This window comes from Aquibium oceanicum (genome assembly GCF_001889605.1).
Taxonomy (GTDB): domain Bacteria; phylum Pseudomonadota; class Alphaproteobacteria; order Rhizobiales; family Rhizobiaceae; genus Aquibium; species Aquibium oceanicum.
Map to the genome: position 1 here is coordinate 1,068,334 of NZ_CP018171.1, position 14,702 is coordinate 1,083,035.

The following is a 14,702-nucleotide window of genomic DNA, read 5'->3' on the forward strand; positions in this document are numbered from 1 at the left end:
GAAGAAACCAGAATGAAGAAACCAGAATGAAGAAGACCTACTTCATTCCCGAAGAGACGGTGCGCAACCAGGCGCGGGCCTCCGATCCTCTGAACTCCGCCTGGGTCTCCGCCCATGCCGGCTCGGGCAAGACGCACGTCCTGTCCCTACGCGTCGTGCGCCTGTTGCTCGACGGCGCCGATCCGGCCCGCATCCTGTGCCTCACCTACACCAAGGCCGCCGCCGCCAACATGGCCACCCGTGTCTTCCGCGACCTCGGCCGCTGGGCGACGTTGGACGAGGAGAGCCTTGCCCGCGAGATCGCGGCGATCGAGGGCCGTCAGCCGGACCCGAACAAGACGGCGCTGGCGCGGCAGCTCTTCGCGCGCGCGCTCGAAACGCCGGGCGGCCTCAAGATCCAGACCATCCACGCCTTCTGCGAGGCGGTGCTGCACCGCTTCCCGCTGGAGGCGAACATCGCCGGCCATTTCGAGATGCTCGACAGCCAGATGGAGCAGGCGCTGGTGGCGGAGGCCCGCCGCGACCTCCTGTCCGGCGCCTCCGCCGGCGAGGACGGCTCGCTCGCCGAGGCCTTCGCCTTCGTGCTCCAGGCCGGCGGCGAGGCCGGCCTCGACGGGCTTCTGGCCGAGATTGTCGGCAAGCGCGACACGCTGCGCGCCTTCATCGATGCCCTCGGCGGTGCGCCGGCGGGCTTCGCCGACCTGTTCGAGGAGTTCGGCTTTTCGGGCACGGAAACGGAGGAGGATGTCGCCAGCGCCGCCTGGCCCGACGGCTTCTTCACCGCCGATCTCGCCCGCCGCATCAACGAGCGGGGACGCGCGTCGGGAAAGGTCAACGCCCAGAACTTCGCCGCGCAGCTCACCTCGGCCTGTTCCAGCCCCGATCTCGTCACCGGCCTGATCGCTGCGCGCGACGTCTTCCTGAAAGCGAAGCGCGCGGGCGAATGGGAGCCGAAGTCCCACAAGAACGTCCTGGCGCGCGGCGTCGGCGAGTATTTTCCGGAGTTCGCCGCCGAACACGAGCGGATATCGCAGGCGCTGACGACGGTCTGCGACCGGCTTTCGACCTTCCGCATGCTCGAGGCGACGCGTTCCGCGCTCGTCATCGCCGACTGGCTCATCGCCCGCTACGAGCGACTGAAAAGCGCGCGCGGCTTCCTCGACTTCAACGACCTGATCACGCGCACCGTGCGCCTTCTGTCGCGCCAGGACGTTGGCCCGTGGATCCACTACAAGCTCGACCAAGGCATCGACCACATCCTGGTCGACGAGGCGCAGGACACGAGCCCCGACCAGTGGCGGGTGGTCGCCGGTTTGACCGACGAGTTCTTCACCGGCGCCGGCGCGCGCGGCAGCGTCCATCGCACCGTCTTCGCGGTGGGCGACGAGAAACAGTCGATCTATTCCTTCCAGGGCGCCGAGCCGGAGGCCTTCGATCGCCACGGACGGCTGTTCTCGGAAAAGGTCCGCGGCGCCGATGCCGGTTTCGAACGCGTCCGGCTGACCCACTCCTTCCGTTCGACCGAGGACGTTCTTTCCGCCGTCGACCTCGTCTTTTCCTCCGAGGAGGCGCGGCAGGGGCTGACGCACGATCCCGAGCCGCTGGAGCACAAGGCGATCCGCGCCGGCGAACCGGGCGTGGTCGAACTGTGGGACCAGATCGAGCCGGAGCAGGTCGAGGAACCGGACGACTGGACCCAGTCGATCGACCATGCCTCCGCGCCCGCCGTGCGGCTTGCCGAGATCGTCGCCGGCACCATCCATGGCTGGCTCAGCAATGGCGAACGCATCGACGGCAGGGGACGCCTTATCAAGCCTGGCGACGTCCTGGTCCTGGTGCGCAAGCGCGATCGCTTCATCCATGCGCTCTCGCGCAGCCTCAAGAACCGCCAGATCCCTGTCGCCGGCGCCGACCGGCTGAACCTCGGAACACATATCGCGGTGCAGGACCTGATCGCGCTCGGCCGCTTCGTGCTCCTGCCGCACGACGACCTGTCGCTGGCATCGCTCCTGAAGAGCCCGGTCTTCGGCCGCACGGAGGACGATCTCTTCGCCATTGCCTCGAACCGGTCTTCGAAGACCTCGCTGTGGGACGCGCTGCGCGCTCGCGCTGCGGAGGGCGAGAACTGGAAGGAGGTCGTGTCCCTGCTCGAGCGCTGGCGCGTCGAGGCGGACACGAAGCCCGTCTTCGAGTTCTACGCCGCCATCCTCGGCCGCGACGGCGTGCGCCGCAAAATGATCCGTCGCCTCGGCCACGAGGCCGGCGAGATCCTCGACGAATTCCAGAATTTTTGCCTCTCTGCCGAAAAGACCGGCGTCGCCGACCTCGAGACCTTTCTCTCCACGCTGGAAAACGCCGGTCCGGACATCAAGCGCGAGATGGACCAGACGCGCGACGAAGTCCGCATCATGACGGTCCACGCCTCGAAGGGGCTGGAAGCGCCGGTCGTCTTCCTCGTCGATGCCGGCAGCGCGCCGTTTTCAGACAGCCACCTGCCGCGCCTCCTGCCTTTCCGCTCGCAGAAGGGGCTGTGGACCGGCAGCGGCTTCGTCTGGCGCAGCTCCTCTGACAACGCCAACCGCGCCTCGCGCGCCATCTCCGACGCGATCGGGGAGAAGGCGAAGCAGGAATACCGGCGGCTCCTCTATGTCGGCATGACCCGCGCCGAGGACCGGCTGGTCGTTTGCGGCTATCGCGGCGTGCGGCAGCCCGATCCCGGCATCTGGCACAGCCTGGTGGCGAACGGTTTCGCCCACACCCCGGTCGAACAGTTCCACCATCCGCTGGCCGACCTGCAGGTGCGCCGCTACCGCGTCACCGCTCCTTCCACCACGGCGTCCGCCGAGGAGGAAGCAAAGCAGGAGACTGCGGCGGAAGCCATGCCGCCGGCGCTCTCCCAGCCCTTGCCGCAGGCCCGCGCTCTGCCGCGTCCGCTGGCGCCGTCCGGCGCCTCGGTGCTGATTTCCGACGACGAGGAGGCGGCGCCCTCCACCGCCTCACCTGTGCTCGACACGGCCGCCGCGCCCTCCTTCGCCATTGAGCGCGGTACGGCGATCCACCGGCTGCTGCAATCGCTTCCCGGGATGCCGCTGCTGGAGCGCGAGGCCGCTGCCCTGCGCTATCTCGCGCGCGCCGGCCGGACCTGGGAGGAGGGCGATCGTCTCGCGGCGTGGCGCTCGGTCGAGCGCGTGCTGGACGATCCTTCGTTCGCGCCGGTCTTCGCGCCCGGCTCGCGCGCCGAGGTCGGGCTGATGGGCACGATCGACGTCGGCGGCCGCCTGCGCGCCGTCTCGGGCAAGATCGACCGCCTCGCGGTAACGGAAGACGAGGTGCTGATCGTCGACTACAAGACCAACCGCCCGCCGCCCTCCGCGGTGGAGGCGGTTCCGGACGCCTATGTCGCCCAGCTCGCCATCTACCGGGCGCTGCTCGTGCCGCTCTATCCGGGGCGGCGCGTGACGGCCGCGCTGCTCTTCACCGAAGGCCCGCACCTGGTCACGCTGCCCGCCGAGCTGCTGGACCAGACCCTTGTCCGACTCACGGGGGCGTGAGACAAGGAGCGCTTGAAAGCGGAGCGGCCCGAACCCACATCCGCCTCGACTTCCTGTTTCCCAAGGAGAACATCATGTCCACCGTCAAAGCCGACAAGAATACCTTCCAGGCCGAAGTGCTCGACGCAGCCGAGCCGGTGGTCGTCGATTTCTGGGCCGAATGGTGCGGCCCCTGCAAGATGATCGCGCCGTCGCTCGACGAGATCTCCACCGAGATGGCCGGCAAGGTGAAGGTCGCCAAGGTCAACATCGACGAGAACCCCGAGATCGCCGCCCAGTACGGCATCCGCTCGATCCCGACGCTGATGATCTTCAAGGGCGGCGAAGTCGCCGACATGAAAGTCGGGGCAGCCCCCAAGACGGCGCTCTCCGCCTGGATCGGCGGCAACCTCGCCTGATCGGAAAGATATTCTTTCGCACAAAAGCCCGGCCGTCGCGCCGGGCCTTTTTGTTTTGCGAAGCCGTCACCCTCAAGGCCCTTCGAATGACCTCTTCACCAGCTTGAACCGCTGCTCTGCGCGATTGTCTGCAATGCCCTGAACGATTTTTCGCAGGAGAGAGTTGGGGATGTAGCCGTAGAAGCAGCGATCGTCAGCCGATCCGGGAAGCCTGCCGATCGGCCTGAGATCGGGACCCGGCCAGACGAACGTGTTGAGTTCGTGGGTGACGATCCAGGATGCCTGCTCGTCCAGTCCGAGCCGCTGCTTGACGGCTGGCGGCACCATGACCGGCCGCTGCCCGGCGCGAGGCGGCGAATGCGTCATCGCCGCCACCGTCACCATCAGGGTATTCCTCACGATCTCGCGCCGGAGGACCACGACCGCCGGACGATCCTTCCTCCCGTCCTCGCGTCCGCTTTCAGCCTCGTCGGACCACAGATACCCGTATTTCAGCACGAGGCCGGGTTCGACGCGATCGGGAAGTCTCATCGCGATGAGGTAGGCGAACCATCGTCCCGGGGAGAGTCATCCGGCTCCCAATCCATGTCTTCGGGAACCTTGGCGGCGGCAATGTCCCGCATGTCCTCGTCGGTGAGGTCGCCGACGAGGAACGAGCGCCGATAGCAGTTCCACATCTCCCTGAACGTGTCGGCCGAGACCAGATACGCCGTCGTGCGCCCATGATTCTGGATCTCGACAGGCTCCTTCATCGCCGCGTCGTGCACCCGGCCGAACCGGCGCTGCACTTCCGAAGCGGAAACGGTGGTCGTCATCGTGCTGCTCCAGATGCTAAATTACGCAAAATACGTAATTTCTCTACCTCGGATTCCGATGCGGCGCAATGGCGGACCTTCAGTGGCCTTTGCAGGCCTTCGCGACTACTCCGCCGCCACCCACGGCCGAGACGCTCCGGGGGCCCGGCGGCCGTTCAGCTGCTCAACCCCCCGAACAGCGTCGGCAGATCCAGCGGCCGGAAACCGTAGTGCTGCAGCCACCTCACATCCGCGTCGAAGAAGGCGCGGAGGTCCGGCATGCCGTATTTCAGCATGGCGATGCGGTCGATGCCCATGCCCCAGGCGAAGCCCTGGAATTCGTCCGGATCGAGGCCCGACATCCGCAGCACGTTGGGGTGCACCATGCCGCAGCCCAGAATCTCCATCCAGTCCTTGCCTTCGCCGAAGCGCACTTCGCCCGGCCGCGAGCGGTCGCACTGGATGTCGACCTCCAGCGAGGGCTCGGTGAAGGGGAAGAAGGACGGGCGGAAGCGCATGTCGACCTTGGGCACCTCGAAGAAGGCCTTGCAGAACTCCTCCAGCACCCACTTCATGTTGGCGACGTTGGCCGTCCTGTCGATGACCAGGCCTTCCAGCTGGTGGAACATCGGCGAGTGCGTCGCGTCCGAATCCTGCCGGTAGGTCTTGCCGGGGATGACGATGCGGATCGGCGGCTTCTGGTTCTCCATGGTGCGGATCTGCACCGGCGAGGTGTGGGTGCGCAGCAGCTTGCGCTCTCCCGTCTCGTCCGGCTGGAAGAAGAACGTGTCGTGCATCTCGCGCGCCGGGTGCCCCTCGGGGAAGTTCAGCGCGGTGAAATTGTAGTAGTCGGTCTCGATGTCGGGACCTTCCGCGATCGCGAAGCCCAGGTCGCCGAAGATCGCGGCGATCTCGTCGATCACCTGGCTGATCGGGTGGATGCGGCCGCGTTCGGCCGGAGCCTGCCGCACCGGCAGCGTCACGTCGACTTTCTCCGACGCGAGCCGCGCCTCGATCGCCGCGTCGCGCAACTCCGCCTTGCGGGCCGTGAGCGCCTCGGTGACGCGGTTCTTCAGCCCGTTGATCGCCGGCCCCATGGTCTGCCGCTCTTCCGGCGACATGGAGCCCAGCATCTTCAGGCGCTCCGAGACCGAGCCCTTCTTGCCCAGCGCCGAAATGCGCACCGCTTCGATCGCCGCCTCGTCGCCCGCCGCCGCGATCTCGGCCAGCAGGGAGTTTTCCAGCGTGGTCAGTTCCGTCATGTCAAATCACCTTCGCGGCCTCAGCGGTGGGTGCCTTATATCAAGCAAAAACCCGCGCTGGCATGGCCGGCGCGGGTTCCCAAACCGAAATTCGAACGCCTGGGAAGCGCCTGTCTTAAGCGACGGCCGCTTCGAACTCGTTCGGATTGCCGTCCTTGAGATAGGCCAGCGAGTCCTTCGCCTGGGCAACCAGTGCGGCGAAGGCCTGCGGCTCGTGGATGGCCATGTCGGACAGGACCTTGCGGTCGATCTCGATGCCGGCCTTGTGCAGCCCGTCCATGAAGCGGGCATAGGTGAGGCCGTGCTCGCGGACCGCGGCGTTGATGCGCTGGATCCACAGGGCGCGGAAGTTACGCTTGCGGTTCTTGCGGTCGCGGTAGGCGTACTGCAGCGACTTTTCCACCGCCTGCTTGGCGATGCGGATGGTGTTCTTGCGGCGGCCGTAAAAGCCCTTCGCCTGGGCAAGAACCTTCTTGTGCTTGGCGTGGGACGTTACGCCCCTCTTGACGCGTGCCATGTCATGATCTCCTTGAAATTAGCGCTCTGTCCGAAGGTGGGGCTCAGATGCCGCCGCCGTTGGGCAGGAAGTTCTTCACGACCTTCTTGGCATCGGCCTCGTGGAGGACCATGGTGCCGCGGGCGTCGCGGATGAACTTGTTGGAACGCTTGATCATGCCGTGGCGCTTGCCGGCCGCGGCCGACAGGACCTTGCCGGTCGCCGTGATCTTGAACCGCTTCTTGGCGGAAGACTTGGTCTTCATCTTGGGCATTTTGCTTCTCCTTGTGTGAGGCTCGGCGCCTCTTGCCTTTGTCTCCGGACCGACCAAAGTCCGGAAAGCATGAGAAACCGCCACGGCATGCCCTGCCGGGCGGCTCTTTCTTGAACGCGGGCTATATAGCGGCGCGGCCCGTGCCGCGCAACTGGTGTTTTGCGGGCTACGGCAGCCGGAACAGCACCGGCAGCACGCCCGACATCTGCCCCGCGTCGATCAGCTCGAACACGGGCATGGCCACGAGAAAGACCAGTCCGTCGAACAGCGTGGTCTTCAAAAGCCGCGGCACGAAGCGCCCCGTGTCGCCCTCGTCGTAGAGCGAGACGTCGGGGATGAAGCGCGGCACCCGCCGGCAATAGGCCTCGTATGGCGCGCCCAGCACCTGCGAGAGGTAGCGCTCTTCGCGCAGGATGACGATGTGGAAGGCGCCCGCGCAGATCAGCGCGAAGAGGAAGAGCGCCGAAATGCTGCCCATCTGCGCGCCGACGCCCGCCGCCGCCAGCGTCGAGAACACGTAGAGCGGGTTGCGGGTCACCGAATAGGGTCCGCCCGAAACCAGCTCCGCCGACTTGCGGCTGCCGATGTAGAGCGTCGACCACAGCCGCCCGACGATGCCGAGGAAGATGAGCAGGATGCCGACCATCTCCACGGTCTCGTGAACCGGCGTTTCCGGCGGAAACAGCGACTGGCCGAACAGCAGCGCGCCGAAGATGACCACCACCAGCGCCGCCAGCACGTAGCGCCGCCACCGCTGGTAGTTCGCAAGGCCCGGCGTCGAGGCTGGAGAGGCGGCGTCCGCCGCCGCCCCGCCTGGCAGATCCTGGGAATGCATTGGCGGCGTTCTCCTGCTTCTCGTTCGGCGAAGCCTGCCGGCTGCTAGCGCGGGGCCAGCACCATCATCATCTGGCGGCCTTCGAGCTTCGGCTCGGCTTCGACCTTGGCGATCTCGGCCGTCTCCTCGCGCACCTTGTTCAGGAGCTGCATGCCGAGTTCCATGTGCGCCATCTCGCGACCGCGGAAGCGCAGGGTGAGCTTCACCTTGTCGCCCTCGTCGAAGAAGCGGCGCACCGCCTTCATCTTGGTCTCGTAGTCGTGGGTGTCGATGTTCGGGCGCATCTTGATCTCTTTGATCTCGATGACCTTCTGGTTCTTGCGCGCCTCGGCCGCCTTCTTCTGGCTCTGATACTTCAGTTTGCCGAGATCGGTGATCTTGCAGACGGGCGGCTCCGCATTGGGGGAAATCTCGACGAGGTCGAGCCCCAGGTCCTCCGCGATCTGCAATGCTTCCTGGATGGCGACGACGCCGCGATTGGAACCGTCGGAATCGATGAGCTGAACCCGGGCTGCCCGGATCTCGCTGTTGGCGCGCGGCCCTTCCTTCACGGGCGCTGCGGCTTTGTGCGGTCTGCGAATGGTCGTGGTCTCCTTGTCTGATGCCGTTCGGGATGAATTGCTTCGAGTGTGCCCGCCGCCTATGTCGGTCGTGCGGGAATTCTGTCAATAGCACGACATGCCGAAGAAATCACGCAAAACCAACGGATTCGGCTTCGCACGCATGCCGAAAGGCGCTTCGGGGCGATCTTCGCCGAAGATGTCCGGGCGCGAATTCGGGACCGAAAGGAGATCGCCTTGGAGAAACAATCGCCTGAGTTCATCGACGTCGACGGCGTTTCCATCGCGCTGCGGCGGCAGCGGGGAAACGCGCCGGGGCTGGTCTGGCTCGGCGGATACCGCTCCGACATGCTGGGCACGAAGGCGCAGCGGCTGGCCGACTGGGCGAACGACACCGGCCGCGCCTATGTGCGCCACGATTACTCCGGCCACGGCGAATCGGGCGGCGAATTCCGCGACGGCACCATCTCGCGCTGGCTGAAGCAGAGCCTCGCCGTCTTCGAGGCCTGTACGAGCGGCCCGCAGATCCTGGTCGGGTCCTCCATGGGCGCCTGGATCGCGCTGCGCATGGCGCAGGAGCTCGGGCGCGGCTCCGAGAGCCGGCGCGTCGCCGGCATGGTCCTCGTCGCGCCGGCGCCTGACTTCACGGTCGAACTGATGGAGCCGAAGCTGAAGGCCGCCCAGAAGCGCGCGCTCCTGGAAAAGGGCTACTTCGAGGAGCCTTCGGAGTACGGCCCTGAACCGAACGTCTACACCCGCGCGCTGATCGAGGACGGCCGCCTCAACCGCGTCCTCGACGGCGTGATCGAGACGCATTGCCCGGTGACGATCCTGCAGGGGATGAAGGACCCGGACGTGCCCTATACCCACGCACAGAAGCTGGTCGAGCACCTTCCCGCCGACGACGTGACGCTGAGCCTGATCCGGGACGGCGACCACCGCCTGTCGCGGCCGGAAGACCTCGATCTCCTGATCCGCTCGGTGGAAGAAATGGCGCGCCGCGTCGCGTGACGGCAAAGCCGGGCCAAAAAAGAGGCCGGCCTTTCGAAAAGGCCGGCCAGCAAACTGCCCAACGGCAACCCAGGGAGAGGAAACTTGGGGGAGCCGTGCAGCCTCAACGCAGGTTCTACGACTTGGTTCCCTTGGGGCAGGCGCGCGCTCTTCGGCCTCGGCGCGGGGCGGAGAGGTCGGGTACGCCGAACCTCGAAGATCCTCAGGGTCAGGCGGACGTACGGGCAAGGCTGGCGTGGATGCTCATGTTCGGGCTCCTGAGGCTTTCGTCGATACGCATGGCCATGTGGCGGTCTTGGAAGTCCACCGGGATCAACGCCGTACTGTACCCGTTTAAACATGATCGGAGCCCCTGGTGGGTGTCGTAGCGGGAGCCGATCAGTTCTTAAGATGCCGATTATGCATCTGATAAACTCCTGGGATAGTCGGAATATTTTCCTCAAATTGTACTTCGCCGACCCACCTGTTAAATATTGTAGGTGGGTGAATTATGAGCCTGCCCGGTTCCCCTCCTTGGTCGGCGGCATCGGCTCCGATTTGGGCGCACATCAGCGGTTGTTTGTGGCCGGCGCGGTGCGAAACGCCAAGCGAGCTTTTATCGACGACTCCGGTAGCGAAATTGGTGACCGACGTCTTTTCCTAGCGGGCTACTTAAATCGCACTGATCAATGGGCGCTGTTTGCCGACGCATGGAAAGAAGAGCTAAATGCTGCTCCTTCTATCGAGTACTTGCATATGGTCGAGGCAGGCCAGCTTAGAGGTCAGTTTGCCCGTAGGCATGGCTGGAACGAGGAGAAGCGCGAGGAGAAATTGAATGGTTTGGCACGGGTGATCCGGCATTTCGAGCCTGTATCGTTCCAAATGTCTATTGATCGAAGTCACTTCTACAATGTTCTTGCGCCGGTTTCGCCGCGCGGGTTAGCAAATCCGTACTTTACCTCCTGTTCAGCCCTTGTCGCAAAGCTTGCTCAAGAAGCAGCGAGAGTGGATTCAAAGAGCCGGATTGAATTCATTTTTGATGACCAGGACGGCGTCGATGATGACATTGACCTGTTCTTCGACGCCATGATGCAGGGCCTCTCAAAAAAGGCACGGCGCTGCGTGTACAAGAAGCCTCTATTCAGGAGCGACCGTGATTTCGTTGGCTTACAGGCCGCCGACCTTCTTGCATGGCACATTCGTCGCGAGCACGAAGAATGTGGTTTTCCCAATATGCCGATGGCTGAGAAGCTTCGCGGGCGAAGCCACTATGTTTCAGAAATCCCAAATGCGTACTTAGACGCATGGGCCGAACATCATCGACAGCAACCCGGGGTCGATCTAGTACGAAGCAAGGCGCAATGGCGTGACCTTAAGAGTCGAGCCCGGCAACTCAAAGCGGCCGGCATAAATCCGGCCAGAGCAACGAAGCCCGGCATCTATTATCCTGACAGTTGGGGATTTTTTGGACGTGCGCTTGAATTTTTAAGGCGATGGCTTCGACGCTAATCTATCGGCCACGATCCTTCGGAGCGCGACTTCGAATTTCTTGCCGCTCTCATCAACTTCATGTTCCCGAGCGGTCTCCTTGAACCGCTCAGGTTGCTGTTTCTGACTAAGTGGCCTTGACTTATCGCCGCTTGGCTTTCGGTCGGTATCGGGGGCGGTCGCCAGACGCCATAGGGTGCCTCACCTTGCACCTTCGCGTACCCACGCGCCGTAACTGAGGAGTAAAACTTCCGATAGCAGAATCGAATGCCCTACCCGTTTCATCGCCGCGCTTGGCGAGCAGCCAAGGTGATGCCGGGTTCGATGGCATCTGTCCCGTAGGTCTTGCTGCGGAGTTTCCGGCTACCCCCCCTTTGGCCCGTCTCGAAAATTGTGCCCGCGCGCCATCGCGCAAAAAAGCGTCTCCCCCGGTGGACAAATGCTCCCCCCATCCGCCCCCAACCCCTTGTTCCCGTTCCCCATCTCCATCCGCGATCGCCTTTTTCATCCCCGCCCTTTCAGCCGGCGCTATTCTTGCCGGCAGTTCCTTCCGCGGGGCCATCGGTCATGACGGTGATTGCGTGGGAAGGAACCGGCACTCCGATCGTTCGCGCACGTGGCGGGCGGTCCGGGGGTCCGTCCCGAAGCCCCGGTGCTCCAGAGGCATTACGACCTCGTGCGCGTCACGGGCAGCGCTGATGATCCGCGAACGGCCCACTTGCCGTCCGGGGATCGGAGAAAAGGAGCGGTCAGGACCAGAATGCCGGGTGGCGGACGCAAGGCCGCACATAAAAACAAAAAAAGAGAGCGACCGAGCGGCCGCCACCGTCCCACCTCGTTCAGAAACCGGCCTTCGCAAAGGCGCGGTCGGGAAGACCCATGCCTGAAACCTTCTCCGCCGGCATCTCCGCGTCCTGCGCGCAGCGGTCCGGGTCGCCGCCGGGCCACGCCTCAGAAATCGAGCGGCGCGTTGTCGACGACTTCCTTGATGACGAAGAAGGTCCGCGTCTGGCGGACCCCCGGCAGTCCGAGCAACTGCTCGCCGTGCAGCCGGTTGAACTCCGACATGTCGCGCAGCCGGATTTTCAGGAAATAATCGAAGTCGCCCGCCACCAGGTGGCAGTCCAGCACGAAGGAGAGTTTCTTCGCCGCCGCCTCGAAGGCGGCAAAGCTTTCCTTGGTCGAGCGGTCGAGCACCACGCCGACGATCACCAGCGATCCGCGCTCGACGCGCGCCGGCGCGATGTCGGCCCGCACGGACCGGATGAAGCCCTGCTCGAACAGCCTGGCCGTTCGGCGGTGGCAGGTCGCGGGGCTGACGTTGACGCGTTTTGCCAGCTCCGCATTGGCAAGCCGCCCGTCCTTCTGCAGCAGCCGCAGGATCTTCATGTCGATCCGGTCGAGCGCAACCGCGATGGAAGAATCTTCCGCGTGCGTCCCACTGGCTTCCCGCTTCATCCGCTCTCACCCAATCTATCGTCCGTACGGAGCAATTTTCCTCCGATCTTCGAAAGCACATTCCACCTGCCTTCGACTAGTCTCCCCGGCAACTGAACCGCCGGAGATCGCGCCCATGAACCTCGAGAAATTCCCCCGCTACCCGCTGACCTTCGGCCCGACGCCGATCGAGAAGCTCGACCGGCTCACCGCCCATCTCGGCGGCGGCGTCGAGATCTTCGCCAAGCGCGACGACTGCAATTCGGGCCTGGCCTTCGGCGGCAACAAATTGAGAAAACTCGAATACATCGTGCCGGATGCCATCGCGTCCGGCGCCGACACGCTGGTCACGATTGGCGGCGTCCAGTCCAACCATACGCGCCAGGTCGCCGCGACGGCGGCCAAGATCGGCATGAAGTGCCGGCTGGTTCAGGAGAGCTGGGTGCCGCACCAGGACGCCGTCTACGACCGCGTCGGCAACATCCTCCTGAGCCGCGTCATGGGCGCCGAGATCGAGCTCGTCGACGAGGGTTTCGACATCGGCATCCGCGAGAGCTGGGAGCGCGCTCTGAAGGACGTGGAGGCCAAGGGCGGCAAGCCCTATCCCATCCCGGCCGGCGCTTCGGTCCACCGGCTCGGCGGGCTCGGCTATGTCGGCTTTGCCGAGGAGGTGCGGGCTCAGGAGAAGGACCTCGGCTTCAAATTCGACTACATCGTCGTGTGCACCGTCACCGGCTCCACCCATGCCGGCATGCTGGTCGGCTTCGCCGCCGACGGCCGCGCGAAAAACGTCATCGGCATCGACGCCTCCGCCACGCCCGACAAGACGCGGGCGCAGGTGCTGGAGATCGCCCGCAACACGGCGGAACTGGTCGAGCTCGGCAAGCCGATCGCCGACGACGACCTCGTTCTCAACGAAGACTACGCCTATCCGCTCTACGGCGTCCCGTCGGAAGAGACCAACGAGGCGATCCGCCTCGCCGCGCGGCTGGAAGGCATGATGACGGATCCCGTCTACGAGGGAAAATCCATGCAGGGCCTCATCGACCTCGTGCGCCAGGGCTTCTTCCCGGCCGGCTCGAAGGTGCTCTACGCCCATCTCGGCGGCGTCCCGGCCATCAACGGCTACGGCTACGTCTACCGCAACGGCTGACGAATAAAAGCGTGTGAGACCATGGCTTTACACATCTTTACAAGGGAGATTCTTGAATAGCCCAAATCCCGATCCCATTTCGATATCATGCAGCCGGGTTGGCTGCCCCCTACACGAAAGGAACGGGAGACGATGAACACGAGTGCACTGATCCGTCCGGCCTGGACGCCGGCGACTATTGCGCTGATGGTGCTCGGTTTCATGGTGTTCTGGCCGCTGGGCCTCGCCATGCTTGCCTACATCATCTGGGGCGACCGGCTTGACGGTTTCAAGCGCGACGTAAACCAGGCGACGGACGGCTTCTTCGCCTCCTGCCGCAGCAAGCGCGGCCGCCATCATCGCAGCCATCACCATGGCCGCACCGGGAACGTCGCGTTCGACGACTGGCGCGAGGCCGAACTGAGCCGCATCGAGGAAGAGCGCCGCAAGCTCGACGAGGCGCGCGAGGAGTTCGACAGCTACCTGCGCGAACTGCGCCGCGCCAAGGACCAGGAAGAGTTCGATCGCTTCATGAACGAGCGCGCCGACCGCAAGCGCGACTCCAGGCACGAAGACTCCGAGCCGAAGCCTTCCACGGGCCTCCTCGACGACTGATCGCCGCAAGGCGAAACTAGAGAACGGCGCCGCGCCCCCCGCGGCGCCGTTTTTCGTCGGGGCTTGCTCCCGCCGCTTCCGACTTTCGATTATCATGGCGCACATGATTCCGGCCTTCCTCAGGAAACCCGTCCGTTCCGCTCCGCCCCTCGCTCCTCTCGAGCGGACGCATCACGTCGCCGGGCGCGAACTGCCGCTGCGGATCGTGGAAAACCAGCGCGCCCGCCGGCTGACGCTCAGGATCGACGCGGGCGGACAGGGACTGCGCATCACCGTCCCGCCCGGCCTGGCCGAGCGCGAGGTCGACCAGTTCCTGCGCCGCCACCAGGGCTGGCTGGAGGCCCGGCTGGAAAAGCTGCCCGACCGCCCGCAGCTTCGCCCCGGCGCCAAGGTGCCCGTGCGCGGTGTCCCGCACCTGATCGTCCACGAACCCGGCCGCCGCGGCAGCGTGGCAGTCGAGATGCTGGACGGAGCCCCGGCTCTCGTCGTCCACGGCGACCGCGCCCACCTGCCGCGCCGCATCGCCGACTTTTTGAAGCGCGAAGCCAAACGCGACATCGAGCCCCTGGTGGCGAAGCACGCGGCGGTCGTCGGCCGCCGGGCCAAGGCCATCCGCTTCAAGGACACCACCAGCCGCTGGGGCTCCTGCTCCTCCGACGGCAACCTCTCCTTCTCCTGGCGCATCATGATGGCCCCCCCCGCCGTCATCGACTACCTCGTCGCCCACGAGGTCGCGCATCTGAAGGAAATGAACCACGGCCCCAAATTCTGGAAACTCTGCCGCGACCTCTGCCCCCGCACCGACGAGGCCAAGGCCTGGCTCAAGCGCAACGGCTCGGCGCTGCAGGCGATCGGGTTCGGGTGAGGGAG

The 14,702-nt window shown here is 65.0% G+C and carries 15 protein-coding genes; 7 read left to right on the forward strand and 8 right to left on the reverse strand.

What is annotated here, in order from left to right:
• Positions 1–26 precede the first annotated feature (26 nt).
• On the forward strand, positions 27–3,551 hold the full coding sequence (addA, locus tag BSQ44_RS05325; protein ID WP_072602272.1) for a double-strand break repair helicase AddA: 3,525 nt from the start codon (positions 27–29) through the stop codon (positions 3,549–3,551).
• Positions 3,552–3,625: 74 nt separating this feature from the next.
• Complete coding sequence (trxA, locus tag BSQ44_RS05330) at positions 3,626–3,949, forward strand: thioredoxin (protein WP_072602273.1); 324 nt, start codon at positions 3,626–3,628, stop codon at positions 3,947–3,949.
• 72 nt (positions 3,950–4,021) lie between these two features.
• On the opposite strand, the gene BSQ44_RS05335 is transcribed toward trxA, so the two are convergent.
• The 7 genes from BSQ44_RS05335 to infC form a co-directional block, all read right to left on the reverse strand.
• The gene (locus BSQ44_RS05335; protein WP_072602274.1) at positions 4,022–4,480 is read right to left on the reverse strand and encodes a type II toxin-antitoxin system PemK/MazF family toxin; all 459 of its coding nucleotides are present in this window, start codon (positions 4,478–4,480) and stop codon (positions 4,022–4,024) included.
• The gene (locus BSQ44_RS05340; RefSeq protein ID WP_072602275.1) at positions 4,477–4,764 is read right to left on the reverse strand and encodes a type II toxin-antitoxin system prevent-host-death family antitoxin; all 288 of its coding nucleotides are present in this window, start codon (positions 4,762–4,764) and stop codon (positions 4,477–4,479) included. Before BSQ44_RS05340 ends, BSQ44_RS05335 begins: the two co-directional genes overlap by 4 nt.
• A gap of 155 nt (positions 4,765–4,919) precedes the next feature.
• Positions 4,920–6,005 (reverse strand): phenylalanine--tRNA ligase subunit alpha, encoded by a 1,086-nt coding sequence (pheS, locus tag BSQ44_RS05345; RefSeq protein WP_072602276.1) that lies wholly within the window; start codon positions 6,003–6,005, stop codon positions 4,920–4,922.
• A gap of 115 nt (positions 6,006–6,120) precedes the next feature.
• Positions 6,121–6,522 (reverse strand): 50S ribosomal protein L20, encoded by a 402-nt coding sequence (gene rplT, locus BSQ44_RS05350; protein ID WP_072602277.1) that lies wholly within the window; start codon positions 6,520–6,522, stop codon positions 6,121–6,123.
• A 43-nt stretch (positions 6,523–6,565) separates the two neighbouring features.
• Entirely contained in the window at positions 6,566–6,775 is a 210-nt protein-coding gene (rpmI, locus tag BSQ44_RS05355; protein ID WP_072602278.1) for a 50S ribosomal protein L35, read from the reverse strand.
• A 166-nt stretch (positions 6,776–6,941) separates the two neighbouring features.
• On the reverse strand, positions 6,942–7,610 hold the full coding sequence (locus BSQ44_RS05360; protein WP_083534506.1) for a methyltransferase family protein: 669 nt from the start codon (positions 7,608–7,610) through the stop codon (positions 6,942–6,944).
• A gap of 44 nt (positions 7,611–7,654) precedes the next feature.
• Complete coding sequence (gene infC, locus BSQ44_RS05365; RefSeq protein WP_072602279.1) at positions 7,655–8,191, reverse strand: translation initiation factor IF-3; 537 nt, start codon at positions 8,189–8,191, stop codon at positions 7,655–7,657.
• A 216-nt stretch (positions 8,192–8,407) separates the two neighbouring features.
• On the opposite strand from infC, the gene BSQ44_RS05370 reads away from it, so the two are divergent.
• Both BSQ44_RS05370 and BSQ44_RS05380 read left to right on the forward strand, forming a co-directional pair.
• Entirely contained in the window at positions 8,408–9,181 is a 774-nt protein-coding gene (locus tag BSQ44_RS05370; RefSeq protein WP_083534508.1) for an alpha/beta hydrolase, read from the forward strand.
• Positions 9,182–9,694: 513 nt separating this feature from the next.
• Entirely contained in the window at positions 9,695–10,669 is a 975-nt protein-coding gene (locus tag BSQ44_RS05380; protein WP_235633353.1) for a DUF3800 domain-containing protein, read from the forward strand.
• A 930-nt stretch (positions 10,670–11,599) separates the two neighbouring features.
• Here the strand turns inward: BSQ44_RS05380 and BSQ44_RS05385 are convergent.
• Positions 11,600–12,106, reverse strand: coding sequence for an Lrp/AsnC family transcriptional regulator (locus tag BSQ44_RS05385; RefSeq protein WP_072602281.1), 507 nt, complete (start codon positions 12,104–12,106; stop codon positions 11,600–11,602).
• A 115-nt stretch (positions 12,107–12,221) separates the two neighbouring features.
• Between BSQ44_RS05385 and BSQ44_RS05390 the strand changes: the two genes are divergently transcribed.
• The 3 genes from BSQ44_RS05390 to BSQ44_RS05400 all read left to right on the forward strand — a co-directional run bounded on the left by BSQ44_RS05390 (position 12,222) and on the right by BSQ44_RS05400 (position 14,697).
• The gene (locus BSQ44_RS05390) at positions 12,222–13,238 is read left to right on the forward strand and encodes a 1-aminocyclopropane-1-carboxylate deaminase (RefSeq protein WP_072602282.1); all 1,017 of its coding nucleotides are present in this window, start codon (positions 12,222–12,224) and stop codon (positions 13,236–13,238) included.
• A gap of 132 nt (positions 13,239–13,370) precedes the next feature.
• On the forward strand, positions 13,371–13,832 hold the full coding sequence (locus BSQ44_RS05395; protein ID WP_072602283.1) for a DUF2852 domain-containing protein: 462 nt from the start codon (positions 13,371–13,373) through the stop codon (positions 13,830–13,832).
• 103 nt (positions 13,833–13,935) lie between these two features.
• A complete protein-coding gene (locus BSQ44_RS05400; RefSeq protein WP_072607879.1) occupies positions 13,936–14,697 on the forward strand; it encodes a M48 family metallopeptidase in 762 nt (253 codons plus the stop codon).
• Positions 14,698–14,702: the final 5 nt, after the last annotated feature.